At 67.5% G+C, this 23,303-nt stretch carries 37 protein-coding genes; 36 read left to right on the forward strand and 1 reads right to left on the reverse strand.

What is annotated here, in order from left to right; all coding sequences use genetic code 11:
- Nucleotides 1-250 precede the first annotated feature (250 nt).
- The 36 genes from rpsJ to truA all read left to right on the forward strand — a co-directional run bounded on the left by rpsJ (nucleotide 251) and on the right by truA (nucleotide 20,779).
- Nucleotides 251-559, forward strand: coding sequence for a 30S ribosomal protein S10 (gene rpsJ, locus H4W81_RS40270; RefSeq protein ID WP_012887830.1), 309 nt, complete (start codon nucleotides 251-253; stop codon nucleotides 557-559).
- A 14-nt stretch (nucleotides 560-573) separates the two neighbouring features.
- On the forward strand, nucleotides 574-1,227 hold the full coding sequence (gene rplC, locus H4W81_RS40275; RefSeq protein ID WP_192779594.1) for a 50S ribosomal protein L3: 654 nt from the start codon (nucleotides 574-576) through the stop codon (nucleotides 1,225-1,227).
- Nucleotides 1,224-1,871 carry a 50S ribosomal protein L4 gene (rplD, locus tag H4W81_RS40280; RefSeq protein ID WP_192779595.1) on the forward strand — a complete coding sequence of 216 codons (648 nt, stop codon included), beginning with the start codon at nucleotides 1,224-1,226 and terminating at the stop codon, nucleotides 1,869-1,871. Before rplC ends, rplD begins: the two co-directional genes overlap by 4 nt.
- Nucleotides 1,871-2,224, forward strand: coding sequence for a 50S ribosomal protein L23 (gene rplW / locus H4W81_RS40285; RefSeq protein ID WP_225959024.1), 354 nt, complete (start codon nucleotides 1,871-1,873; stop codon nucleotides 2,222-2,224). The genes rplD and rplW overlap by 1 nt, the downstream gene beginning before the upstream one ends.
- 105 nt (nucleotides 2,225-2,329) lie before the next feature.
- Entirely contained in the window at nucleotides 2,330-3,166 is an 837-nt protein-coding gene (rplB, locus tag H4W81_RS40290; protein ID WP_192779596.1) for a 50S ribosomal protein L2, read from the forward strand.
- 11 nt (nucleotides 3,167-3,177) lie between these two features.
- Nucleotides 3,178-3,456, forward strand: a complete 279-nt coding sequence (gene rpsS / locus H4W81_RS40295; RefSeq protein ID WP_012887835.1) for a 30S ribosomal protein S19 — start codon at nucleotides 3,178-3,180, stop codon at nucleotides 3,454-3,456.
- 30 nt (nucleotides 3,457-3,486) lie between these two features.
- Nucleotides 3,487-3,840: a 50S ribosomal protein L22 gene (gene rplV, locus H4W81_RS40300; RefSeq protein WP_192779597.1), complete on the forward strand. Its 354-nt coding sequence runs from the start codon at nucleotides 3,487-3,489 to the stop codon at nucleotides 3,838-3,840.
- On the forward strand, nucleotides 3,840-4,694 hold the full coding sequence (gene rpsC / locus H4W81_RS40305; RefSeq protein WP_192779598.1) for a 30S ribosomal protein S3: 855 nt from the start codon (nucleotides 3,840-3,842) through the stop codon (nucleotides 4,692-4,694). Before rplV ends, rpsC begins: the two co-directional genes overlap by 1 nt.
- Nucleotides 4,695-4,696: 2 nt before the next feature.
- On the forward strand, nucleotides 4,697-5,116 hold the full coding sequence (gene rplP / locus H4W81_RS40310) for a 50S ribosomal protein L16 (protein WP_192779599.1): 420 nt from the start codon (nucleotides 4,697-4,699) through the stop codon (nucleotides 5,114-5,116).
- Nucleotides 5,116-5,352: a 50S ribosomal protein L29 gene (rpmC, locus tag H4W81_RS40315; RefSeq protein ID WP_192779600.1), complete on the forward strand. Its 237-nt coding sequence runs from the start codon at nucleotides 5,116-5,118 to the stop codon at nucleotides 5,350-5,352. The genes rplP and rpmC overlap by 1 nt, the downstream gene beginning before the upstream one ends.
- Nucleotides 5,345-5,620 carry a 30S ribosomal protein S17 gene (gene rpsQ, locus H4W81_RS40320; RefSeq protein WP_192779601.1) on the forward strand — a complete coding sequence of 92 codons (276 nt, stop codon included), beginning with the start codon at nucleotides 5,345-5,347 and terminating at the stop codon, nucleotides 5,618-5,620. Before rpmC ends, rpsQ begins: the two co-directional genes overlap by 8 nt.
- A 192-nt stretch (nucleotides 5,621-5,812) precedes the next feature.
- On the forward strand, nucleotides 5,813-6,184 hold the full coding sequence (rplN, locus tag H4W81_RS40325; protein ID WP_043623452.1) for a 50S ribosomal protein L14: 372 nt from the start codon (nucleotides 5,813-5,815) through the stop codon (nucleotides 6,182-6,184).
- Between the two features lie 8 nt (nucleotides 6,185-6,192).
- Nucleotides 6,193-6,483: a 50S ribosomal protein L24 gene (gene rplX, locus H4W81_RS40330; RefSeq protein ID WP_225960718.1), complete on the forward strand. Its 291-nt coding sequence runs from the start codon at nucleotides 6,193-6,195 to the stop codon at nucleotides 6,481-6,483.
- Nucleotides 6,483-7,058: a 50S ribosomal protein L5 gene (gene rplE / locus H4W81_RS40335; protein WP_183650874.1), complete on the forward strand. Its 576-nt coding sequence runs from the start codon at nucleotides 6,483-6,485 to the stop codon at nucleotides 7,056-7,058. Before rplX ends, rplE begins: the two co-directional genes overlap by 1 nt.
- Before the next feature lie 2 nt (nucleotides 7,059-7,060).
- Nucleotides 7,061-7,246 (forward strand): type Z 30S ribosomal protein S14, encoded by a 186-nt coding sequence (locus H4W81_RS40340; RefSeq protein ID WP_192779603.1) that lies wholly within the window; start codon nucleotides 7,061-7,063, stop codon nucleotides 7,244-7,246.
- A gap of 162 nt (nucleotides 7,247-7,408) precedes the next feature.
- Entirely contained in the window at nucleotides 7,409-7,807 is a 399-nt protein-coding gene (gene rpsH / locus H4W81_RS40345) for a 30S ribosomal protein S8 (RefSeq protein WP_192779604.1), read from the forward strand.
- A gap of 18 nt (nucleotides 7,808-7,825) precedes the next feature.
- Complete coding sequence (rplF, locus tag H4W81_RS40350; protein WP_192779605.1) at nucleotides 7,826-8,368, forward strand: 50S ribosomal protein L6; 543 nt, start codon at nucleotides 7,826-7,828, stop codon at nucleotides 8,366-8,368.
- Between the two features lie 2 nt (nucleotides 8,369-8,370).
- Nucleotides 8,371-8,754, forward strand: coding sequence for a 50S ribosomal protein L18 (rplR, locus tag H4W81_RS40355; RefSeq protein ID WP_192779606.1), 384 nt, complete (start codon nucleotides 8,371-8,373; stop codon nucleotides 8,752-8,754).
- Nucleotides 8,755-8,779: 25 nt separating this feature from the next.
- On the forward strand, nucleotides 8,780-9,412 hold the full coding sequence (gene rpsE, locus H4W81_RS40360; RefSeq protein WP_183650857.1) for a 30S ribosomal protein S5: 633 nt from the start codon (nucleotides 8,780-8,782) through the stop codon (nucleotides 9,410-9,412).
- A 2-nt stretch (nucleotides 9,413-9,414) separates the two neighbouring features.
- Nucleotides 9,415-9,597, forward strand: coding sequence for a 50S ribosomal protein L30 (gene rpmD / locus H4W81_RS40365; protein WP_020542293.1), 183 nt, complete (start codon nucleotides 9,415-9,417; stop codon nucleotides 9,595-9,597).
- Between the two features lie 2 nt (nucleotides 9,598-9,599).
- Entirely contained in the window at nucleotides 9,600-10,055 is a 456-nt protein-coding gene (gene rplO, locus H4W81_RS40370; RefSeq protein WP_192779607.1) for a 50S ribosomal protein L15, read from the forward strand.
- Between the two features lie 169 nt (nucleotides 10,056-10,224).
- A complete protein-coding gene (secY, locus tag H4W81_RS40375; protein WP_192779608.1) occupies nucleotides 10,225-11,541 on the forward strand; it encodes a preprotein translocase subunit SecY in 1,317 nt (438 codons plus the stop codon).
- Complete coding sequence (locus H4W81_RS40380) at nucleotides 11,541-12,191, forward strand: adenylate kinase (RefSeq protein WP_192779609.1); 651 nt, start codon at nucleotides 11,541-11,543, stop codon at nucleotides 12,189-12,191. The genes secY and H4W81_RS40380 overlap by 1 nt, the downstream gene beginning before the upstream one ends.
- A 119-nt stretch (nucleotides 12,192-12,310) precedes the next feature.
- Entirely contained in the window at nucleotides 12,311-13,117 is an 807-nt protein-coding gene (gene map, locus H4W81_RS40385; RefSeq protein ID WP_192779610.1) for a type I methionyl aminopeptidase, read from the forward strand.
- Between the two features lie 34 nt (nucleotides 13,118-13,151).
- Nucleotides 13,152-13,538 carry a DUF1707 SHOCT-like domain-containing protein gene (locus H4W81_RS40390; protein WP_225959025.1) on the forward strand — a complete coding sequence of 129 codons (387 nt, stop codon included), beginning with the start codon at nucleotides 13,152-13,154 and terminating at the stop codon, nucleotides 13,536-13,538.
- 96 nt (nucleotides 13,539-13,634) lie between these two features.
- A complete protein-coding gene (locus H4W81_RS40395; RefSeq protein WP_192779612.1) occupies nucleotides 13,635-14,033 on the forward strand; it encodes a hypothetical protein in 399 nt (132 codons plus the stop codon).
- A gap of 189 nt (nucleotides 14,034-14,222) precedes the next feature.
- On the forward strand, nucleotides 14,223-14,786 hold the full coding sequence (locus tag H4W81_RS40400) for a hypothetical protein (protein ID WP_192779613.1): 564 nt from the start codon (nucleotides 14,223-14,225) through the stop codon (nucleotides 14,784-14,786).
- Nucleotides 14,783-15,493 carry a class F sortase gene (locus H4W81_RS40405; RefSeq protein WP_225959026.1) on the forward strand — a complete coding sequence of 237 codons (711 nt, stop codon included), beginning with the start codon at nucleotides 14,783-14,785 and terminating at the stop codon, nucleotides 15,491-15,493. The genes H4W81_RS40400 and H4W81_RS40405 overlap by 4 nt, the downstream gene beginning before the upstream one ends.
- A gap of 196 nt (nucleotides 15,494-15,689) precedes the next feature.
- On the forward strand, nucleotides 15,690-15,911 hold the full coding sequence (gene infA / locus H4W81_RS40410) for a translation initiation factor IF-1 (RefSeq protein ID WP_012887858.1): 222 nt from the start codon (nucleotides 15,690-15,692) through the stop codon (nucleotides 15,909-15,911).
- Between the two features lie 25 nt (nucleotides 15,912-15,936).
- On the forward strand, nucleotides 15,937-16,050 hold the full coding sequence (gene rpmJ, locus H4W81_RS40415) for a 50S ribosomal protein L36 (protein ID WP_003956441.1): 114 nt from the start codon (nucleotides 15,937-15,939) through the stop codon (nucleotides 16,048-16,050).
- A gap of 193 nt (nucleotides 16,051-16,243) precedes the next feature.
- Nucleotides 16,244-16,624 carry a 30S ribosomal protein S13 gene (gene rpsM, locus H4W81_RS40420; protein WP_049576926.1) on the forward strand — a complete coding sequence of 127 codons (381 nt, stop codon included), beginning with the start codon at nucleotides 16,244-16,246 and terminating at the stop codon, nucleotides 16,622-16,624.
- 123 nt (nucleotides 16,625-16,747) lie between these two features.
- Nucleotides 16,748-17,152, forward strand: a complete 405-nt coding sequence (rpsK, locus tag H4W81_RS40425; RefSeq protein ID WP_020542285.1) for a 30S ribosomal protein S11 — start codon at nucleotides 16,748-16,750, stop codon at nucleotides 17,150-17,152.
- Between the two features lie 20 nt (nucleotides 17,153-17,172).
- Nucleotides 17,173-17,799: a 30S ribosomal protein S4 gene (rpsD, locus tag H4W81_RS40430; protein ID WP_183650836.1), complete on the forward strand. Its 627-nt coding sequence runs from the start codon at nucleotides 17,173-17,175 to the stop codon at nucleotides 17,797-17,799.
- Nucleotides 17,800-18,025: 226 nt separating this feature from the next.
- A complete protein-coding gene (locus H4W81_RS40435) occupies nucleotides 18,026-19,042 on the forward strand; it encodes a DNA-directed RNA polymerase subunit alpha (protein WP_192779614.1) in 1,017 nt (338 codons plus the stop codon).
- A 280-nt stretch (nucleotides 19,043-19,322) separates the two neighbouring features.
- Nucleotides 19,323-19,859, forward strand: a complete 537-nt coding sequence (rplQ, locus tag H4W81_RS40440) for a 50S ribosomal protein L17 (RefSeq protein ID WP_192779615.1) — start codon at nucleotides 19,323-19,325, stop codon at nucleotides 19,857-19,859.
- Between the two features lie 62 nt (nucleotides 19,860-19,921).
- Nucleotides 19,922-20,779 (forward strand): tRNA pseudouridine(38-40) synthase TruA, encoded by an 858-nt coding sequence (gene truA / locus H4W81_RS40445; RefSeq protein ID WP_192779616.1) that lies wholly within the window; start codon nucleotides 19,922-19,924, stop codon nucleotides 20,777-20,779.
- Here the strand turns inward: truA and H4W81_RS40450 are convergent.
- Nucleotides 20,769-23,174: a hypothetical protein gene (locus H4W81_RS40450; protein ID WP_192779617.1), complete on the reverse strand. Its 2,406-nt coding sequence runs from the start codon at nucleotides 23,172-23,174 to the stop codon at nucleotides 20,769-20,771. The two genes, truA and H4W81_RS40450, sit on opposite strands and share 11 nt — an antisense overlap.
- Between the last annotated feature and the right edge of the window lie 129 nt (nucleotides 23,175-23,303).

The following is a 23,303-nucleotide window of genomic DNA, read 5'->3' on the forward strand; positions in this document are numbered from 1 at the left end:
GCTCCCCACACCGGGGATCGACCGCCCAACCAGGCAAGGGAGCCTCACGGCTCCCACCACGGCTCCACGAGAAGGCCGTGATCTCGCAGTCGCTTCGGCATCGTGACCGAAGTAACTGCCGGATCACGGAAGAAACGGCAGATCGAATACGTCTGCTACGTGGGGTCAGCGGGCGGTCTCCGCCCGTACTACAGCGGCAACAGGCCGCACGATACTTTTTCAGACGACAGCGAAGGACACCGAGGCCACTATGGCGGGACAGAAGATCCGCATCCGGCTTAAGGCCTATGACCACGAGGTCATCGATAGCTCGGCCAAGAAGATCGTCGAGACGGTGACGCGGACTGGCGCGAAGGTCGCGGGCCCGGTGCCGCTGCCGACCGAGAAGAACGTGTACTGCGTCATCCGCTCGCCGCACAAGTACAAGGACAGCCGCGAGCACTTCGAGATGCGCACGCACAAGCGGCTGATTGACATCATCGACCCGACGCCGAAGACGGTCGACTCGCTCATGCGACTCGACCTCCCCGCCGGCGTCGACATTTCGATCAAGCTCTGAGGGAACGCACTGACATGGCTAAGACGATCAAGGGCGTCCTGGGCAAGAAGCTCGGCATGACCCAGGTCTTCGACGCGGACAACCGGATGGTTCCGGTGACCGTGGTGGAGGCCGGTCCGTGCGTGGTGACCCGGGTCCGCACCGCTGACAAGGACGGCTACACCGCCGTTCAGCTCGGCTACGGGCAGGTCGACCCCCGGAAGGTCAACAAGCCGCTCGGCGACTACCTGCGTAAGCACGACATCACCCCGCGCCGTTACTTCGCGGAGATCCGCACCGACGACGCGAGCGAGTACACCCTCGGCCAGGAGCTGCTGGCCGACACCTTCGAGGCCGGCCAGTACGTGGACGTCACTGGCAAGTCCAAGGGCAAGGGTTTCGCCGGTGTCATGAAGCGCCACGGGTTCAAGGGCCTGGGCGCGTCGCACGGTACGCAGCGCAAGCACCGGTCGCCGGGTTCCATCGGTGGCTGCGCCACCCCTGGCCGCGTATTCAAGGGTCTCCGCATGGCCGGTCGGATGGGTAACGTCCGCACCACCGTGCAGAGCCTCAAGGTTCACGCCGTGGACGCCGAGAACGGTCTCATCCTGATCAAGGGTGCGATCCCCGGCGCCAACGGCAGCCTGGTCCTCGTCCGCACCGCTGCAAAGAAGGGGGCTGCCAAGTGACCAGCATTGACGTCCTCGACGCCAGCGGCGCGAAGACCGGCTCCGTCGACCTGCCCGAAGACATCTTCGGCGCCAAGGTCAATGTTCCGCTGATCCACCAGGTCGTCGTGGCCCAGCTCGCCGCTCGCCGGCAGGGCACCCACAAGGCCAAGACCCGTGGTGAGGTCAGGGGCGGTGGCAAGAAGCCGTACCGCCAGAAGGGCACCGGCCGCGCCCGTCAGGGCTCGACCCGCGCTCCCCAGTTCGCCGGCGGTGGCACCGTTCACGGTCCCCTCCCGCGCGACTACTCGCAGAAGACGCCCAAGAAGATGAAGGCCGCCGCCCTGCGTGGCGCCCTGTCCGACAGGGCGACCGGCGGTCGCGTGCACGTGGTCAGCAGCCTGGTCACCGGGGAGACCCCGAAGACCAAGGCGGCCCTCGAGGCCCTGCGCAAGATCACCGACGCCAAGACCGTCCTGGTCGTGGTCGAGGAGACCGACGAGCTCACCTGGCTGAGCCTGCGCAACGCTCCGGAGGTCCACCTGCTGGACGCCGGGCAGCTGAACACCTACGACGTGCTCGTGCACGACGACGTGGTCTTCACGCAGGAAGCGTACGACCAGGTCGTGGCGCGGCTGAGCAAGAGCGGGAAGGAAGACGCCTGATGGAGAACACCGACCCGCAGGTGGTCGCCTCCGAGAAGCCCAAGGGCCGGCTGGAGAGGGTCACCGACCCGCGCGACATCATCATCAAGCCCGTTGTCTCCGAGAAGAGCTACGGCCTGATCGATGAGAACAACAAGTACACGTTCATGGTGAAGAAGACCGCGAACAAGACCCAGGTCAAGATCGCTGTTGAGCAGATCTTCGGGGTCAAGGTCACCGGCGTGAACACCATCAACCGGCAGGGCAAGCGCAAGCGCACCCGCGCCGGTTTCGGCAAGCGTCCCGACACCAAGCGCGCGATCGTGAGCTTGGCCGAGGGCGACCGGATCGACATCTTCGGTCAGATCGGCTAGCCGACTCGTAAGTAAGCGCAAGCCGTACGGCTTGCGGGGGATGAGACCGCCGTGCGAAAGCGTGGCGGGCTCACCCATGTAACCGACGAAGGATGAACGAAAAAGATGGGCATCCGTAAGTACAAGCCGACGACTCCGGGTCGCCGCGGCTCGAGTGTCTCGGACTTCTCCGAGATCACCCGCAGCACGCCGGAGAAGTCGCTGCTTGCTCCCCTTCACAGCAAGGGTGGCCGTAACGTCCACGGCCGGGTCACCGCTCGCCACCAGGGCGGCGGTCACAAGCGCGCCTACCGGATCATCGACTTCCGCAGGCACGACAAGGATGGCATTCCGGCGAAGGTCGCTCACATCGAGTACGACCCCAACCGCACCGCCAACATTGCTCTGCTGCACTACGCCGACGGTGAGAAGCGCTACATCATCGCGCCGACCGGCCTCAAGCAGGGCGACTCGATCGAGAACGGCCCCGCGGCCGACATCAAGCCGGGCAACTGCCTGCCGCTGCGCAACATCCCGACCGGTACCTTCATCCACGCGGTGGAGCTCCGTCCGGGCGGCGGCGCCAAGCTCGGCCGGTCCGCCGGCGCGCAGATCCAGCTGCTCGCGAAGGAGGGCCAGTACGCCACGCTGCGTATGCCCTCCGGCGAAATGCGCATGGTCGACGTGCGCTGCCGCGCGAGTGTCGGTCAGGTCGGCAACGCCGAGCAGGCCAACATCAACTGGGGTAAGGCCGGCCGTATGCGGTGGAAGGGCAAGCGCCCGACCGTCCGTGGTGTGGCCATGAACCCCGTCGACCACCCGCACGGTGGTGGTGAGGGTAAGACCTCCGGTGGTCGCCACCCGGTCAACCCCAAGGGCAAGCCCGAGGGCCGTACCCGTCAGGCGAACAAGGCCAGCGACAGGCTGATCATCCGCCGTCGGTCCAAGAGGAAGAAGCGGTAGGAGCAGCCGAAATGCCACGTAGCCTTAAGAAGGGTCCCTTCGTGGACGACCACCTTCAGAAGAAGGTCGACGTCCAGAACGAGAAGGGCACCAAGAACGTCATCAAGACGTGGTCGCGGCGTTCCATGATCGTGCCCGACATGCTCGGTCACACGATCGCCGTTCACGACGGCCGCAAGCACGTCCCGGTGTTCGTCACCGAGTCGATGATCGGTCACAAGCTCGGCGAGTTCGCTCCCACGCGGACCTTCCGTAGCCACGTCAAGGAAGACCGCCGCAGCCGGCGGTAAGCGCCTTCAGAAGCATCAGAGGAGTAAGCGATGGAAGCCAGGGCTCAGGCGCGGTTCGTCCGTGTCACGCCCCAGAAGGCCCGCCGCGTGGTGGACCTTATTCGCGGGCTGCCCGCTTCGGAGGCGCAGGCCGTGCTGCAGTTCGCCAGCCAGGCGGCGAGCGAGCCGATTTACAAGGTGCTCTCGAGCGCGATGGCGAACGCTGAGCACAACTTCAAGCTCGACCCGCAGACGCTCGTCGTGAGCCGCGCGTGGGTCGACGAGGGCCCGACGCTGAAGCGGTTCCGTCCGCGTGCACAGGGTCGCGCCTATCGGATCAACAAGCGGACGAGCCACATCACCGTGATCGTGGAGTCCCGCGAGCCGAAGGGAAGGACCCGATAGTGGGCCAGAAGGTTAACCCGCACGGGTTCCGCCTCGGCATCACGACCGACTTCAAGAGCCGGTGGTACGCCGACAAGCTGTACAAGTCGTACGTCGCTGAGGACGTGGCGATCCGTCGCATGCTGCAGAAGGGCATGGAGCGGGCCGGCATCTCCAAGGTCGAGATCGAGCGTACGACCGACCGCGTCCAGGTCGACATCCACACCGCGCGTCCCGGCATCGTCATCGGTCGCCGCGGCGCCGAGGCCGACCGCATCCGCGGCGACCTGGAGAAGCTGACCAAGAAGCAGGTCCAGCTCAACATTCTCGAGGTCAAGAACCCCGAGATCGACGCCCAGCTCGTCGCGCAGGGCGTGGCCGAGCAGCTCTCCAGCCGTGTCTCGTTCCGCCGCGCCATGCGCAAGGCGATGCAGTCGGCCATGAAGAGCGGCGCCAAGGGCATCAGGGTCGCCTGCTCGGGTCGTCTGGGCGGCGCCGAGATGTCGAGGTCGGAGTTCTACCGCGAGGGTCGTGTGCCGCTGCACACGCTTCGCGCGGACATCGACTACGGCTTCTACGAGGCCCGCACCACCTTCGGCCGCATCGGCGTGAAGGTGTGGATCTACAAGGGTGAGGCTCCGACGAGCCGCGCCGAGCGTGAGGCGGCTGCCGCCGGCGCTCGTGCCGGCCAGCGTCGTGACCGCGACGACCGTCGCGGTGGCGGCGGCGGCGACCGTCCCCGTCGTGGTGGTGGCGCCGGTGGCGCCCGCCGCGGTGGCGCCGGTCGCGGCGACCGCGCCCCCAGGACTGAGGCGGCTTCGCAGGCCGCCCCCGAGACCGGCCCGGCTGCGCAGCCGGGTGCTGAAGGGAGCTGACCATGCTGATCCCTCGCAGGGTCAAGCACCGCAAGCAGCACCGGCCCGACCGCAGTGGCGCCGCCAAGGGCGGCACCAGGGTTGTGTTCGGCGAGTTCGGCATTCAGGCCGTTGAGCACTCCTACGTGACCAACCGCCAGATCGAGTCGGCTCGTATCGCCATGACCCGCCACATCAAGCGTGGTGGCAAGGTGTGGATCAACATCTACCCCGACCGTCCGCTCACCAAGAAGCCCGCCGAGACCCGCATGGGTTCCGGTAAGGGTTCGCCGGAGTGGTGGATCGCGAACGTCAAGCCTGGGCGCGTGATGTTCGAGCTGTCCGGCGTCGCCGAGCCCATCGCTCGCGAGGCGCTGACGCGCGCGATCCACAAGCTGCCGATGAAGTGCAAGATCGTTAAGCGTGAAGTGGGTGAGGCGTGATGGCTAAGGGCCTGACCGCCGGAGAGCTGCGGCTCGAGGACCAGGACACCCTGGTTCAGAAGCTGAAGGAGGCGAAGGAGGAGCTGTTCAACCTCCGCTTCCAGGCGGCGACCGGTCAGCTGGAGAGCCACGGGCGGCTGCGTGCCGTCCGCCGCGAGATCGCCCGTATCTACACCGTGATGCGTGAGCGCGAGCTCGGCATTGTCACGGTCGAGAAGGAGACGAGCGATGTCTGAGGCAACCGAGAAGACCGCGCGGCACTACCGCAAGACCCGTGAGGGCCTGGTCGTCAGCGACAAGATGGACAAGACCGTCGTCGTCGCTGTCGAGGACCGCGTGAAGCACCCGCTGTACGGCAAGGTCATCCGCCGTACGACCAAGTACAAGGCGCACGACGAGGCCAACACCTGTGGCGTCGGCGACCGCGTTCTCCTCATGGAGACCAGGCCGCTGTCCGCCACGAAGCGCTGGCGTGTCGTCGAGGTGCTTGAGAAGGCCAAGTAAGGTCTTCCGCATAGATGCGCGCCTCGTGGGGGGTGGAGACACCCCCCATGACGGTGTCCAAGGACGCGGGGGCGTGCGCCCTCGCGTCGCCTGCGGTGCGGCCCCTTCGGGGGTTGTGGCCGGAGGACCAAGACCACACAGAGTTCCGCCAGGCTCAGCGATGAGAACCGGCGGAGACCAACAGGAGTTGACGTGATCCAGCAGGAGTCGCGACTCAAGGTCGCCGACAACACGGGTGCCAAGGAGATTCTCTGCATCCGCGTTCTCGGTGGCTCGGGTCGGCGCTACGCGGGAATCGGCGACGTCATCGTCGCCACGGTGAAGGACGCGCTTCCCGGCAGCACTGGTGTGAAGAAGGGCGACGTGGTCAAGGCCGTCGTCGTCCGTACGGTGAAGGAGCGCCGCCGTCCCGACGGCTCCTACATCCGCTTCGACGAGAACGCCGCCGTCATCATCAAGGACAGTGGTGACCCTCGCGGCACCCGCATCTTCGGCCCGGTGGGCCGTGAGCTGCGTGACAAGAAGTTCATGCGCATCATCTCGCTCGCGCCGGAGGTGCTGTGATGACGAAGCTGCACGTGAAGAAGGGTGACCTGGTTCAGGTCATCGCCGGCAAGGACAAGGGTGCCAAGGGTCGTGTGATCTCGACGAACCCGCGCGAGGACCGCGTGGTGGTCGAGGGCGTCAACATGATCAAGAAGCACTCCAAGGAGAACCTCAACGGTCCTCGCGGCGCCAAGCAGGGCGGCGTCGAGACCATGGAGGCTCCCATCCACGTGAGCAACGTCAAGAAGCTCAAGGATGAAGAGAAGCCTGCCAAGAAGGCCGACAAGAAGGCCGACGAGTCGGGTGAGGACAACTGATGACTGCGACGACCACTGAGACCGAGCGTCCGACGCCGCGCCTCAAGACGAAGTACCGCGAGGAGATCATCGCGAAGCTTCGTGAGGAGTTCGGCATCGAGAACATCATGCTGGTGCCCGGCCTGACCAAGATCAAGGTCAACATGGGTGTCGGCGAGGCGGCTCGCGACTCGAAGCTCATCGAGGGCGCTGTCCGTGACCTCACCACGATCACCGGCCAGAAGCCCGCGGTCGTCAGGGCCCGCAAGTCCATCGCGCAGTTCAAGCTGCGTGAGGGCATGCCGATCGGCGCGCACGTCACGCTGCGCGGCGACCGCATGTGGGAGTTCCTCGACCGTCTGCTCTCGCTGGCGCTGCCCCGCATCAGGGACTTCCGCGGCCTGTCGCCCAAGCAGTTCGACGGCAACGGCAACTACACCTTCGGTCTCACCGAGCAGGTCATGTTCCACGAGATCGACCCGGACAAGGTCGACCGGCCGCGAGGCATGGACATCACGGTCGTGACCACGGCGAAGAACGACGATGAGGGCCGGGCGCTGCTGAAGCTCCTCGGGTTCCCCTTCAAGGAGGCCTGATCATGGCGAAGAAGTCGCTGATCGCCAAGGCGGGGCGGAAGCAGAAGTTCGAGGTTCGCGCTTACACGCGTTGCTCGCGTTGCGGCCGTCCGCGCGCCGTCTACAAGAAGTTCGGCCTGTGCCGCGTGTGCTTCCGTGAGATGGCACACCGCGGCGAGCTGCCGGGCATCACCAAGTCCAGCTGGTAGGTACCCTGAGGGGCGGCCCGTTGCGGACCGCCCCTCGGTACTGCTGGCCGTACCGAGAAATATCAACCGGGCGCTGATCCAAGCGCCCATGACCGCGCCGAAGGTCCACCGGCAGAGCAATGCTTGGCCGACTGGAAACCGCGGCGAGGAAGGCCGTTGGCCATGACGATGACCGACCCGATCGCAGACATGCTGACACGTCTGCGCAACGCGAATTCGGCGTACCACGACTCCGTGACCATGCCGTATTCGAAGATCAAGGCGCACATCGCCGAGATCCTCCAGCAGGAGGGCTACATCCAGTCTTGGACCGTCGAGGACGCCAAGGTTGGAAAGAACCTCGTGGTGGAGCTGAAGTTCGGGCCGAGCCGTGAGCGTTCGCTCGCGGGGCTGCGCCGGGTTTCCAAGCCCGGGCTGCGTGTTTACGCGAAGAAGGACAACCTGCCTCGAGTCCTGGGCGGGCTGGGCGTCGCGATCATCTCGACGTCCGCCGGTCTCATGACCGACAAGCAGGCTGGCAAGCGTGGAGTAGGCGGGGAAGTCCTCGCCTACGTCTGGTAGCGGGGGGAGGAACACAGCATGTCGCGAATCGGACGGCTGCCCATCCCTGTGCCCAGCGGCGTCGACATCACGATCGACGGCCAGGATGTCCAGGTCAAGGGCCCGAAGGGCACGCTTTCACACAAGGTCGCCGAGCCCATCACTGTGGCTCGCGAAGAGGACGGCACCATCGCCGTCGCTCGACCGAACGACGAGAACAAGAACCGCGCTCTGCACGGTCTGTCTCGGACGCTGATCGCCAACATGGTGGCCGGTGTCACCCAGGGCTACTCCAAGACCCTGGAGATCGTCGGTGTCGGTTACCGCGTCGCGGCCAAGGGCCCGACGCAGCTGGAGTTCGCTCTGGGCTTCAGCCACCCGGTGATCGTCGATGCCCCCGAGGGCATCACCTTCCGCGTCGAGAAGCCGACCCTGTTCCACGTGGACGGCATCGACAAGCAGAAGGTGGGCGAGGTCGCCGCCAACATCCGCAAGCTGCGCAAGCCTGACCCCTACAAGGGCAAGGGCGTGCGTTACCAGGGCGAAGTAATCCGCCGCAAGGTCGGAAAGGCTGGTAAGTAGGCATGGCTCCCAAGACTGCGTACAGCAAGCACACGGCTGCTCGCACCGTCTCGCGGGCCCGCCGTCACGGCCGCGTCCGCAAGAAGGTTGTCGGTACGGCCGCGCGTCCGCGCCTGGTCGTCAACCGCTCGACCCGTCACCTGTTCGTGCAGATCGTGGACGACACCGTCGGCCACACGCTGGTCAGCGCCTCCACCATGGACGCCAGCCTGCGCACTGCCGAGGGCGACAAGACCGATAAGGCCAAGAAGGTCGGCGAGCTCCTCGCTCAGCGGGCCAAGGAAGCCGGGATCACCGCCGTCGTCTTCGACCGTGGCGGTAACCGCTACGCGGGTCGCATCGCGGCTCTCGCGGACAGCGCTCGCGAAGGCGGGCTCGAGTTCTAATGGCTACTGAGAAGAGGAACCACTGATGGCTGCAGCTCCGCGTCGCGGTGGCGGCACCGGTGGCGAGCGGCGTGACCGTCGTGACGATCGCCGCGGTGGCGCCGCTGACAAGGGCGTCTCGTACATCGAGCGCGTAGTGAAGATCAACCGAGTGGCCAAGGTCGTGAAGGGTGGTCGTCGCTTCAGCTTCACCGCCCTGGTTGTCGTCGGTGACGGCAACGGCCTGGTCGGCGTCGGCTATGGCAAGGCCAAGGAAGTCCCCGCGGCCATCGCCAAGGGTGTCGAGGAGGCGAAGAAGCACTTCTTCCGCGTCCCCCGCATCCAGGGCACCATCCCGCACACCGTGCAGGGTGAGGAGGCGGCCGGCGTCGTCTTCCTTCGTCCGGCCTCCGCTGGTACCGGTGTCATCGCCGGTGGTCCGGTGCGCGCCGTTCTGGAGTGCGCCGGTATCCACGACGTCCTGTCCAAGTCGCTCGGCTCGGACAACCCCATCAACATCGTGCACGCCACCGTGGCGGCGCTGAAGGGCCTCTCCACGCCCGAGGCGATCGCGGCGCGTCGTGGCCTGGCGATCGAGGACGTCGCTCCCGCGAGGATGCTCAAGGCTCGCGCCGAGGGCCTCGCCGAGGCTGCTGCGGCGGCTAAGGCGGTGAGCTAGTCATGGCACGCCTGAAGATCACTCAGGTTCGCTCGAAGATCGGTGGCAAGCAGAACCAGCGTGACTCGCTGCGTTCGCTTGGCCTGAAGCGAATCGGCGATGTCGTCGTCAAGGAGGACCGTCCCGAGATCCGTGGGATGGTCGCCGTGGTGACGCACCTCGTCGAGGTGGAAGAGGTCGACTAGTCATGACTGACAAGGCTCCGCTGAAGATCCACGACCTGCGTCCCGCCAAGGGCGCCAACAAGGCCAAGGTCCGCAAGGGTCGTGGCGAGGCGTCCAAGGGCAAGACGGCCGGTCGTGGCACCAAGGGCACGACGTCGCGGACCACGGTTCCCCTCGGTTTCGAGGGTGGCCAGATCCCGCTGCAGCGTCGTCTGCCCAAGCTCAAGGGCTTCTCCAACGCCCTGTTCAAGACGACCTACCAGGTCGTCAACCTGGACAAGATCGGTGAGCTGTTCCCCGAGGGTGGCGATGTCACCGTCGAGACGCTGGTCTCCAAGGGCGCTGTTCGCAAGAACCAGCCGGTGAAGGTCCTCGGTACCGGCGAGATCTCCGTCGCGGTGAACGTGCAGGCTCACGCCTTCTCGGGTTCCGCCAAGGAGAAGATCGCCGCTGCTGGTGGGTCTGTTACCGAGCTGTAAGTGGCATTACGCGGCACGGGGGTTCTGACAATGGGCCCCCGTGCCTGTAGTGCGTTAGAGTTCGCGAGACGGCAGGCTTCTGTCCTGCTCGCCTGACCTTGAGACTTCAGATGGCTGATCCCCGCACCATCGCAGACCCATACCGCCATCATGGCGTGCTGGAGGGACCGTGCTGACCGCGTTTACCCGGGCGTTCCGGACGCCGGACCTGCGCAAGAAGTTGCTCTTCACCTTGGGCATCATCGCGCTGTTCCGCCTCGGCTCGGTTCTTCCGACTCCGGGTGTTCACACCGAGAACATTCGCGCCTGTCTCGCCCAGGCCCAGGCTGGCGACTCCGGCAACATCTACGGCATGGTGCAGCTGTTCAGCGGCGGCGCCCTGCTGAAGCTGTCGGTGTTCGCGCTGGGCATCATGCCCTACATCACGGCGAGCATCATTCTTCAGCTGCTCGTGGTCGTGATTCCACGACTCGAGGCCCTGAAGAAGGAGGGCCAGGCAGGACAGACGAAGATCACGCAGTACACGCGGTATCTGACGATCGGTCTCGCCGTCCTCCAGTCGACCGCCTTCATCGCTCTCGCGCGCTCGGGACAGCTGTTCCCGCAGTGCAACCAGCAGGTGCTGCTCGAGCCCAACAACGTGTTCAGCATCGTGACGATGGTCGTCATCATGACGGCCGGCACCTCGGTCATCATGTGGCTGGGTGAGCTCGTCACCGACCGCGGCGTCGGCAACGGCATGTCGATCCTCATCTTCACGCAGGTCGTCGCGGTCTTCCCGTCGGAGCTGCTGAACATCTACCGCGTGAACCCGTTCACCTTCGCGATCGTCATGGTCGTCGGCATCTTCATGATCGCCGCAGTGGTCTTCGTCGAGCAGGCCCAGCGTCGCGTCCCCGTGCAGTACGCCAAGCGCATGGTCGGCAGGCGCATGTACGGCGGCACCTCCACCTACATCCCGCTGAAGGTGAACCAGGCCGGCATCATCCCGGTCATCTTCGCCTCGTCGCTGCTCTACCTCCCGCAGCTGCTGGTCTCCCTGTTCGCCAACGCGACGGCGGAGGACATCAACCCGGTGGTCGAGTGGGTCTCGCGGAACCTGGTCACGGGTGACACCCCGGTCTACATGGCCACGTTCTTCCTTCTCATCGTGTTCTTCACCTACTTCTACGTGTCGATTACCTTCAACCCCGCTGAAGTCGCCGACAACATGAAGAAGTACGGTGGGTTCATCCCGGGCATCCGTCCGGGTCGGCCCACGGCCGAGTACCTGAACTTCGTTCTGACCCGTCTCACCGCTCCCGGTGCGCTCTACCTCGGTCTCATCTCGATGGTGCCGATCGTCGCACTGGCGGTCGCGGGAGCCAGCCAGAACTTCCCGTTCGGAGGGACGAGCATCCTGATCATGGTTGGTGTCGGCCTTGACACGGTGAAGCAGATCGAGAGCCAGCTGCAGCAGCGCAACTACGAAGGTTTCCTGCGGTAGTGCGTCTCGTTCTGGTCGGGCCCCCCGGAGCGGGTAAGGGGACACAGGCCCAGTTCATCGCATCGAACCTGTCCATCCCGAAGATTTCGACAGGTGACATCTTCCGTGCCAACGTCTCGGGCGGCACGGAGCTCGGCAAGCTCGCCAAGACCTACATGGACCGCGGCGACCTTGTGCCCGACGAGGTCACCATCGCCATGGTCCGCGACCGCCTCTCCGAGGACGACGCGCAGGACGGTTTCCTGCTCGACGGGTTCCCCCGTAACGTCCCGCAGGCCGAGATCCTTCGCGACATGCTCAAGGACTGGGTTCAGAAGCTCGACCTGGTCCTGGAGCTCGTGGTCGACGACGAGGAGGTCGTCCGGCGACTGGCCGGGCGGCGCACCTGTAGCCAGTGCGGTCGCATCTGGCACGTCGAGTTCGACGACAAGAAGGACGACGTCTGCGACGCCTGCGGCGGCACGCTCTTCCAGCGTGACGACGACAAGGAAGACACCGTCAGGCACCGCCTGGAGGTCTACCAGCAGCAGACCGCGCCGCTGATCCGCTTCTACGCCGACGAGGGCATCCTGATCGGGGTCGACGCGACAGGCCCGGTCGAGGAGATCACCCAGCGCGCGATGAAGGAAATCCGTCCGTACGCCGGTTAGCACGAAGCGACGACGCCGACCCCAGATGACCGGGGTCGGCGTTGTTGCGTCATCAGCCCCGCTATGGGGGAATTGGGCTCCGGTGTTCGCCCGTTGAACCACCCTGGGGGGTGTCGAACTTGTTCAAGAAGAACAGGCATGGAATCCAGATCAAGTCGCCCGAGCAGCTGGAGAAGATGCGCGCGGCCGGTCTGGTGGTCGGGCGCACGCTGGACCTGCTGAAGAGGTCGGTCGAGCCGGGCATGACGCCGCTCGACCTCGACGCGATCGCGGAGAAGGCGATCAGGGACGAGGGCGCGATCCCGTCCTTCAAGGGCTACCAGGGTTTCCCGGCGAGCATCTGCGCCTCGGTGAACCACGAGGTGGTCCACGGCATCCCCTCGACCGAGCGCAAGCTGCGCGAGGGCGACATCATCTCCATCGACTGCGGGGCGATCCTCGACGGGTGGCACGGGGACTCGGCGGTGACCGTACCGGTGGGCGAGGTCTCGCCCGCGCTCACCGAGCTGATGCGGGTGACGGAGGAGTCGATGTGGCGCGGCATCGCCGCGCTGACCGTCGGCCGCCACCTGTCGGACATCGGCTACGAGGTCGAGAAGTACGTCCGCTCCCAGGGACGCTACGGCATCCCCCAGGAGTACGGCGGGCACGGCATCGGCACCGAGATGCACATGGACCCGTGGGTGGCCAACCACGGACGTCCGGGCCGCGGTCCCGTGCTCGAGGCGGGCATGTGCCTGGCGATCGAGCCCATGGTGAACCTGGGCACCCAGCGCACCCGCGTGCTGGACGACGACTGGACCGTCGTGACGATCGACGGTAAGGCCTCCGCGCACTTCGAGCACAGCGTCGCCGTGACACATAATGGACCTTGGGTGCTAACCGCCCTCGATGGGGGCAAAGAGCGCCTGTCGCAGCTGAACTGACGCGGGAGTGGTGGGGATGGCGCAGAGCCCCGAAATGCGTGCATCAGACGTCGACCGCGACCGGGTGGCAGCCATCCTCCGCGAACACACGGCGCAGGGACGCATCACGGTCGAGGAGTTCAACGAACGGCTCGAGCAGGTCTACCAGAGCAAGACCTACGGCGAGCTGGCCAAGGTGACCGTGGACCTGCCCGAGGTCGATCTGCGCGCCCAGCCCGCGCGCGTGTCCGCGCCCAGCCCCGCCCCCGCCGGTCTGCACTCCGGCATGAAGGGCGCCTGGGCGGCGTGGGCCTCCGCCGTCGCGGTCACCTCGGTGATCTGGCTGCTGACCGACTTCGGCGGCTACTTCTGGCCGATGTGGGTGGCGGGGCCGTGGGGCGCGCTGTTGCTGGTGAGCACCATCTTCGGCGGCAAGAAGTAGGGCTTTGTGTGCACTAGTGCACTGTGTGGATTTCTGCGCGGAAGGTCCGGTGCGCTCTTCCTAACGTGAGTCGTACATCACTCACAGGAGGAAACAATGCGCAGGATTCTCGTTGCGGCAGCCCTCGCCGGCTCGGTCGCCACCGGCCTCGCCGCCGCTCCGGCCGCCCAGGCCGCCACCACCGAGGCGGCCGCCTCGACCAGCGGCTGGGGCAAGTACTTCTCCAGCGACGGCAAGGCCTACACCTTCGGCAAGTCCTACCAGACGCACGGCAAGGTCTACACGCACTGGTACGGCGTGGACAAGCCCGGCGGCAAGCGGGGCTACGTCTGGTTCGAGTACTACAAGGGCGGCCACTGGTACAAGTTCAGCCAGGGCTGGGACGGCAAGCACAGCGGCTCGTGGGGTGCCAAGGGGATCAAGAAGATCTACACCTACACCTGCTGGGGCGACTCCAAGTTCGACAACTGCGGCGGGAAGTACCGCATCTACTAGACCAGGGGCTTTTCAGGGGGGTTCTGACGTAGAAGGCCCGCCGGTGACAGTGATCATCGGCGGGCCTTCGCTGTTCCTCTGTCCCGGTACGACAGCCAATAGACGCAGTCTTTACCGCTGGTGGTAGTTGGCGGCAGTCGGGCCGGGTAGGTGATCTTTGACGAGGGAAACCGTCGCATTGGGGGGACGATGGGCCTGGGGCGGTATTCCGGTCGGCTGGCGCGGGTCACGCTGCTGGCGGCGGCGACCGGGACGCTGGCGGCGGGAGCCCTACCGCAGGACCAGGCGGGCAGGGATGAGGAATACGTCTATATGACGCCGAATCCCGCCAAGCCCGGCAGCCAGGTGGCGATCACCACCAACGCCTGCCTCAAGTCCACCAACGTGTCGGCCGTGTCCAGGGCCTTCCCTGGATACAGCGTGTTCCTCTCGCTCAAGAACGGCCGGATGCACGGCTCGACCACGCTCCCGCGCAGCCTGTATCCGAGCCAGTACGCGGTCGCGGTGCGGTGCGCGAACGAGGAGGCGACAGGCTACTTCAGGGTCATCCAGCACGCGCGCCATCCGACCTTCGGGCCGCACACCGGCGGCGGCGGGCTGGCGCTGGGGTCCGATCCGGCGGAGCGGGCCGGATCGGAGTCGTCCAGAGCGCCGTGGCTGGCCGGCGCGATCGCCGTCCTCGTGACGGTGGCGGGCACCGGCGCGGTCCTCGTCAGGAGAAGGCGTCGTCCAGGGCGAGACGGCGCCCCATGAGCACGTGTCCGCCCGGCCCCGCGTGTCGGCGGCCGATGGGGCCGGGTGGACACGTCATCGTCGCGGTCACGCTGCTGGCCGCGGCCGGCTGCATGCCGGTCGAGGCAGCGCCGCGTCCTGCGGCACGGACACCGGTGGCGGCGGCGCCCCGTCCCGTGGCGCGGGTGCCGCCGTTCTTCAGCGAGTCGACGGTGCGCGACCCGTGGCCCACGCCGCTGGCGGGGGAGTTGTCGAGATCCGAGCCGACGCACGTGCTCATCCCGCGCGTCGGGGTGAGCGCGCCGCTCGTGGTGCTGGGGGTGGGAGACGACGGCCAGCTCGCCGTGCCTCCGCTGGACCACGCCAACATCGCGGGCTGGTACGGCGGTGGCCCCACTCCTGGGGAGAGGGGCTCGGCGGTCATCGCCGGGCACCTCGACACCACGACGGGGCCCGCGGTCTTCGCGAGACTGTCCGACGTGCGCGTCGGCGACACGGTCGCCGCGGTCAGGGGTGACGGTACTGTGGCGGTGTTCTCCGTCGAGCGGATGGAGCGGACTCCCAAGTCGCGCTTCCCCGCCGACGAGGTCTACGGCTCCACGAGCGAGCGCAAGCTCGTGCTGGTGACCTGCGGTGGGGCTTTTGACCGGATCCGCCGGTCGTACACCGACAACCTCATCGTGCACGCGGTGTTCCGAGCGGCGTACGCAGCCTCGGACCTGAGGTAGCCTAGAGCATGGTTGTGTCAGGACACCTGGCATGCGTTTCGCATTTCGCGCCCAGGTGTCGTACACTCCTTAGTCGGCTCACTATGGCCATCCTGTGTTGGCGGTCCTGCAGACCGCCGCTCTCATTCGATGCGGATGGCCGCGGCTGCTTAGTGAACCGAAACCTCAGACGACCGATCAGTGAAACGCGAGGGACATGGCCAAGAAAGACGGCGCCATCGAGATCGAGGGCACTGTGGTTGAGTCGCTCCCGAACGCGATGTTCAGGGTGCAACTCGACAACGGCCATAAGGTCCTGGCCCACATCAGCGGACGGATGCGGATGCACTACATCCGAATCCTGCCGGACGACCGGGTAGTCGTGGAACTGAGCCCTTACGACCTCAGTCGTGGGCGGATCGTCTACCGATACAAGTAAAACGTCTGAGGAATCACGAAGGACTATGAAGGTTAAGCCGAGCGTTAAGAAGATCTGCGACAAGTGCAAGGTGATCCGCCGGCACGGTCGTGTCATGGTGATCTGCGACAACCTGCGCCACAAGCAGCGCCAGGGCTAGGTCGCCACAAGGCTTTTCCGAGTCCGCCCCTCGAGGGAGCGGGCTCGACGCATGAGAAGCCTGAACCGGTAATCGCGCTTCACACCCGCTCTCGAGCGGGACACCCTCGGTCGGAGGCCGAGGCCCTCACCCCGGGCATGGGGAGGGGAGTGGGGCGCCAGACCTCCGCCACAGTGAAGGAGAATGCCCGACCATGGCTCGCCTGGTTGGCGTCGACCTCCCCCGCGAAAAGCGGCTGGAGATCGCTCTCACCTACATTTACGGAATCGGCCGCACCCGGGCCCAGGAGATCCTCCAGGCCACCGGCGTCAGCGGTGACCTTCGCGTGCACCAGCTGAGCGACGCTGAGCTCGTCCCGATGCGTGACTACATCGAGGCGAACTTCAAGATCGAGGGTGACCTGCGCCGCGAGGTCCAGGCCGACATCCGTCGCAAGATCGAAATCGGTTGCTACCAGGGCATCCGGCACCGGAAGGGTCTTCCCGTCCACGGCCAGCGCACCCAGACCAACGCGCGTACCCGTAAGGGCAAGAAGAAGACCGTCGCCGGTAAGAAGAAGCCCGGTAAGAAGTAGTCCCCGGAGCGGCGAACGCTCAGGCCCGAGAGCGGAAGCTCGCGTAACCAGCGAGGGCCCAGAGAGTGCGACCGTTCTACACAGTAGCCGCGGGACCGATGAACTCAGGAGTGAAGGCAAAGAATGCCTCCTAAGAGCCGCCAGGGTGCGCCCAAGAAGGTGCGCCGCAAGGAAAAGAAGAACGTCGCTCACGGGCACGCCCACATCAAGAGCACGTTCAACAACACGATCGTTTCGATCACCGACCCGAACGGGAACGTGATCTCCTGGGCCAGCGCCGGCCACGTGGGTTTCAAGGGCTCCCGTAAGTCCACCCCGTTCGCCGCGCAGATGGCTGCGGAGAACGCCGCCCGCCGCGCCATGGAGCACGGCATGCGCAAGGTCGACGTCTTCGTGAAGGGCCCCGGCTCCGGCCGCGAGACCGCGATCCGTTCGCTGCAGGCGACGGGCCTCGAGGTCGGCTCCATCCAGGACGTGACCCCGGTTCCGCACAACGGCTGCCGTCCGCCGAAGCGCCGCCGCGTCTGACACCCAGGAGATAGTGACAAATGGCTCGTTACACGGGCGCGGACTGCAAGCTCTGCCGTCGCGAGAAGACCAAGCTCTTCCTCAAGGGCAGCAAGTGCGAGTCCGCGAAGTGCCCCATCGAAATCCGTCCTTACCCGCCGGGTGAGCACGGTCGCGGTCGTCCCAAGGAGTCTGAGTACCAGCTCCAGCTTCGTGAGAAGCAGAAGACCCGCCGCATCTACGGCGTCCTCGAGAAGCAGTTCCGCAACTACTACGAGGAAGCCAACAAGAAGGGCGGCAAGACCGGCGAGAACCTCCTCCAGATCCTGGAGAGCCGTCTCGACAACGTGGTCTACCGCGCCGGTTTCGCCCAGTCGCGCGACGCCGCTCGCCAGCAGGTCCGTCACGGCCACATCCTGGTGAACGGCAAGAAGGTCGACATCCCGTCGTACCGCGTGCGTGAGCACGACATCGTCGAGGTCCGCGAGAAGGCCGCCAACCTGCTGCCCTACGAGGTCGCCAAGGCGACCGCGGGCGACAAGACGGTCCCGGCCTGGCTGGGCGTCGTGCCGGAGAAGCTCCGCGTCCTGGTTCACCAGCTGCCGGTTCGCCAGCAGATCGACACCCAGGTCCAGGAGCAGCTGATCGTCGAGCTCTACTCCAAGTAAGAGCTCAACCCTGAGAGCCACCCGCGATCGCGGGAGGCCTCAGGAGCCCGACGTCGCGGGCTCGAGGTCTGCTCGAGTCCGCGGGGCCGGACAAAAGCTTCCCCTTTGGCTGGGGTTACCTGGCCACGGGGCAAGAATGGGGTACGGCGTGCCGTACCCCATTTAGGCTGTTCATCGGAGTGGCGTCATATAGCGGGCGCCGCACGACAAGGGGAGACCCGAAGACATGCTGATCGCTCAGCGTCCGACTCTTCTCGAAGAGTCGATCGACGAGACCCGGTCCAAGTTCATCATCGAGCCGCTGGAGCCGGGCTTCGGCTACACCATCGGCAACTCGCTGCGCCGCACGCTGCTGTCGTCCATTCCGGGCGCGGCCGTGACGAGCATCCGCATCGAGGGAGTGCTTCACGAGTTCTCGACTGTTCCCGGGGTCAAGGAGGATGTCACCGACATCATCCTGAACCTCAAGGAGCTGGTCGTCTCCTCCGAGCACGACGAGCCCGTCGTGATGTACCTGCGCAAGCAGGGCCCCGGCGAGGTCACCGCCGCCGACATCGCGCCTCCGGCCGGTGTCGAGGTGCACAACCCCGACCTGCGCATCGCCACGCTGAACGGCAAGGCGAAGCTGGAGATGGAGCTGACCGTCGAGCGCGGTCGCGGCTACGTCTCCGCCGCGCAGAACAAGCAGCCGGGCCAGGAGATCGGTCGCATTCCGATCGACTCGATCTACTCGCCGGTGCTCAAGGTCACCTACAAGGTCGAGGCGACCCGTGTCGAGCAGCGCACCGACTTCGACCGGCTGATCCTCGACGTCGAGACCAAGGCCGCCATGAAGCCCCGCGACGCGGTGGCCTCGGCGGGCAAGACCCTCGTCGAGCTGTTCGGCCTGGCGCGCGAGCTCAACGTCGAGGCCGAGGGCATCGACATCGGCCCGTCGCCGACGGACGCGGCTCTGGCCGCCGACCTGGCGCTGCCGATCGAGGAGCTCAACCTCACGGTCCGTTCCTACAACTGCCTCAAGCGCGAGGGCATCCACACCGTGGGTGAGCTCGTGGCCCGCAGCGAGCAGGACCTGCTCGATATAAGGAATTTCGGCGCCAAGTCGATCGAAGAGGTCAAGCAGAAGCTGCACGAGATGTCGCTGGCGCTCAAGGACTCCCCGCCCGGGTTCGACCCGAGCGCGGTGGCCGGCGGCGGCTACGACGACGACGACAGCGCGTACGTCGAGACCGAGCAGTACTAGCAGACTCAGGTCCGGGGTCTCGGGGAGGGTCCTCCACGAGACCCGCGGGCCACTCGGGCGAGGGCCCTGTGTCCCTCGCCCGTCCGCAGGGGAGCAATCCCCTGCGGACGCCGTACGCCAGGGGGCCGGGGAGACCGGGCGCCAGGCGACGGGACAACGGGCGGGGGAGCTCTCCCCGGCCCGGACGCAGCTGGTTATCGCGGGCCTTTCGCGGAAGGCCTGGCGGCCCGACTCCGGTACCTGACACGGCCGGGGCGGGTTCACTCTCAAGGAGAACGCAATGCCCAAGCCCACCAAGGGTGCACGTCTTGGCGGCAGCCCGGCTCACGAGCGGCTGATCCTGGCGAACCTCGCCACGGACCTGTTCCGCCACGGCCGCATCACCACCACCGTGACCAAGGCCAAGCGCGTCCGCCCGCTGGCGGAGCGCCTGATCACCAAGGCCAAGAAGGGCGACATCCACAACCGTCGCCAGGTGCTGACCGTCGTCAAGGACAAGGGCGTCGTCCACCACCTCTTCACCGAGATCGCGGCGACCTTCGCCGAGCGTCCCGGTGGCTACACCCGCATCACCAAGATCGGCAACCGTAAGGGCGACAACGCGCCCATGGCGGTCATCGAGCTGGTGACCGAGGCTCTGAACCAGGTCAGCGTCGCGCGCACGGCTCCGGCCGCCGCCGCTGCGCCCGCCGCCCCGGCCGCTGACGAGGTCGTCGAGGAGACGACCGAGGCTCAGGCCGAGGCCGCGACCGAGGAGTCCGCCGAGAACGCGGAGGCCACCGAGGCCCCCGCCGAGGCGAAGAAGGACGAGGCCTGATCTCTCAGGCCCACGGGCCCGGCACCCCTCGGGGTGCCGGGCCTTCCCCGTTTTTCAGGAGGATGATCGTGGTACGGCTCCGCCTCGACCTCGGCTACGACGGCGCGGACTTCTCAGGATGGGCCCGCCAGCCGGGGCGGCGCACGGTGCAGGGCGAGTTGGAGGACGCGCTGGGCACGATCCTGCGGCTCGGTGAGGCGGTCTCTCTCACCGTGGCCGGCAGGACGGACGCCGGCGTCCACGCGCGAGGGCAGGTCGCCCACGTGGACCTGCCGGAGGCGTCGTTCGACGAGCTGGTGCGCGACCCGCAGCCGGCGAGCGTGGACGAGCGGCTCCCTGTGCTCCTGAGAAGGCTGGCCGGGGTCCTGCCGCCGGATGTGCGGGTTCATCGCGTCTGCGTGGCTCCTGAGGGCTTCGACGCCCGCTTCTCCGCGCTCTCCAGGCGCTACGTCTACCGGGTGCACGACGCGCCTGGGGGCGTCGACCCGCTGCGGCGCGGGGAGATCGTGTGGCACCAGCGACCCCTCGACCTGGAGGCCATGATCGAGGGCGCCGCGCACCTGCTCGGCGAGCACGACTTCGCCGCCTTCTGCAAGAGGCGCGAGGGCGCCACCACGATCAGGGAACTCCAGCGGCTCGACTGGGTGCGGCAGCCCGACGGCGTTCTCGAAGCGACCGTCGTGGCCGACGCGTTCTGCCACTCGATGGTCAGGGCGCTGGTCGGCTGCCTGCTGGCCGTGGGGGACGGCAGGCGGCCGCGCGAGTGGCCCGCGCGGGTGCTGGCGGGAGCCGTACGGGACTCGGGGGTGCACGTGGCGCCCGCGCACGGCCTGTGCCTGGAGGAGGTCGGCTACCCGCCGCCCGAGGAGCTGGCCGCCAGGGCGGCCGCGACGCGGCGGGTCCGCACGCTCACTCAGTGATCCTGCGCTCCAGCACCAGCGAGGTGTGGTCGCGGAAGGCGCCGCTGACGGTGCCCAGCCCCTTCTCCTTGGCGGTCGGGGTGTGCCCGTCGGCGTAGGTCGCGTAGCTGAAGACGATGTAGCGGCCCCACAGCAGGCCCGCGGCGTAACCGCCCGCGATGTGCACGCGGTCGGCGCCGCTGGACGCCGAGCCGGGCAGCGGACGGAACCACAGGTTCTTGCCGAGGTCCTTCGCCTGGTCGGCCGCGGCCGCCGCCTCCTTGGTCGGCAGGACGGCGATGCCCGTGGTGATCGCGTAGCGCTTCTTGCTGTCGACGTAGGTGGCCCTCAGCACCCGGCTGCACTTCTGGTCCTGCAGCGCCGTGGCGAAGGGCCCGGTGGCGGCCTGCTTGCAGTCGTCGGACATGTCGACCTTGACGCGCGTGTAGACGCGGCCGCCGACCTCGACCTCCTTGTCGGGGAAGGCCTCGTTGACCGACATCTTCTCCGGGTCGCTGCCCTCGGAGTCGAGCAGCGAGTTGCTCTCCGTGACCGCGCCCGGGCCGGTCGAGACCGAGGGCTGGGCGGTGAGGCCCGAGCTCGCGTCGGAGGGGCTGCCGGCGTTCATCGATCTGTAGGCGAAGAAGCCGCCGGTGGCCACGCCCGCGAGGACCAGCACGCCGAGGGTGGCGAGCATGGCCTTCTTGCCCTTGCCCGCCTTGGCGGGGGGCGCGGGCGGCGGGACGAGGCCGCCGGGGGGCATCGGGGCGAAGGGGTCGAAGGGAGCCACCGGTGGCGCACCGTGCGGTGGCGTCGGCAGCTCGGCCACGTGCAGACCGGACGCGCCCATGGGCGGCCCGCTCTGCGGCCCGGTTTGCGGTCCGCTCTGAGGTCCCCTTGGCGGCGCGTTCTGGGGTCCGCTCTGGGGTCCGGTTCGTGGTCCGTTCGGCGGGAGGTTCGGTGATCCGGTGGTGCCCTGCGTGGGCGGTCCCTGCGCCGGGGTGACGGATGGCGGCTGCCCACCGGGCGCTTGGACGGCCGGCTGTGGGAACGTGCCATCGCCCGGAGCGGGGGCCGATTCGGCGGCGGGGAGCGGGATGGCGCCGTGGAAGCGGGCGGGGCCGTCGCCCCCCTGCGGCGAGTCGCCGTGCTTGCCGCCGGGCGCGAACGCGCTCTCGTCGCCGGCGCGCGCGGGCTCCTGCGGAGCGCCGCCGCCCGCGGCAGGCGCGTCGTCGAGGACGTCGCCGGAGGTCTCGCCGTCCTTGGGACGTCCCCAGGTCGAGCTGTCGAACGGCAGGTCGGGGATGCGGTCGTCGGCCTCCTCGTCCGCGGGCACAGGGGGCCACACGGGGACGTCGCCCGGCTCGGCGCTCTGCCCGAACGGGACCGTCATGGAGGGGTCGAGCGGCTCGTCGTCACCGTGGGCGTCGATGGGCTCGCCGGTCGCGGCGGGCCAGGGCGGCATGGCGGGGGCGTCGTCCGGGGAGGGCCAGACCTTCATCCCCGCGGCGGCGGCGGTGAAGCCAGGAGGGGGCTGCCAGGGCGGCGCGCCGGGCACGACGGGCTCGACCCCCTGCGGCCACGGCTCCTGAGGGCTGTCGGCGGGCTGCGCCTGGTCCGGCCCGCTGTTGGCGGCCTGCCACTTCTGCTGCGCGTCCTCCGCGGGTTGCCACTGGCCCTGCGGGGACTCCGCTGGCTGCCATGCGGGTGAGGGGGCCCAGGGGGAGTCGCTGTCCTGTGGACCCTGCGGCTGGGTGGTGGCACCCCACTGTCCGTTCGGCTGCTGCGGTGTCTGCGGAGCGGGCTGCTGGGGGGTCGGCCGCGACGGGTCGGCGTCCGGTTCGGGGTCGGAGAACCAGTCGTACGGCTGGTCGTCCGCGCCGTGCTCCCACGGCTGGGCGGACTGCGTCCACGACTCGGCGGGCACGCCGGGAAAGGCCGGCAGCGGCCTGGCGCTCAGCGGCAGGCCCAGCCGTGCGTGCTCGGCCGTCGCGTCAGCACCCTGCGCAGGGAGTTCGCCGCCCTGCGGGGGGAGCCCGCCACCGTGCGGCGAGAACTCGCCGCCCGCCCCGGGGAAGGCGCCACTCGGCGCGGGGAACTCGCCACCCGATGAGGGAGCGCCGCCGCCAGGGGCGGGAGAGGCCATGCCCTGCGGGGAAGCCTCGGCGCTTTGCCGGTCGTACTCGGCGTTCGGCCGGCCGTACTCGGTGCCCGGCGATGGGAAGCCGGTGGGGAGGTCGGGGGCGGGCTCCGGTGTGGGGAGGCCGGGCGGCGGTCCCTGGAAGACGGGGATGGGTCGTACGCCCACCGCGCCCGGCCCGGAGAAGTCGGCGAAAGGGGGCTCGGCCAGCGCGTCGCCGTGCGACGGGTGGGAGCCCCCTGGGTAGGCCGGTGGGACGTTCGGCTCGGTCCGCACCGCCGGCCTGCCGAAACTCGGAGGTGGCGTCGCCGGTGCGGCCGAGCCGTCCGTCTCGCGCTCGTGCTCAGACCCAGATTCCTGGCCACGCATAGGGGGAGCCTAACCATAGTCAGGAGATCGGCATGC

It is taken from the genome of Nonomuraea africana, from assembly GCF_014873535.1.
Classification (GTDB): Bacteria; Actinomycetota; Actinomycetes; order Streptosporangiales; family Streptosporangiaceae; genus Nonomuraea; species Nonomuraea africana.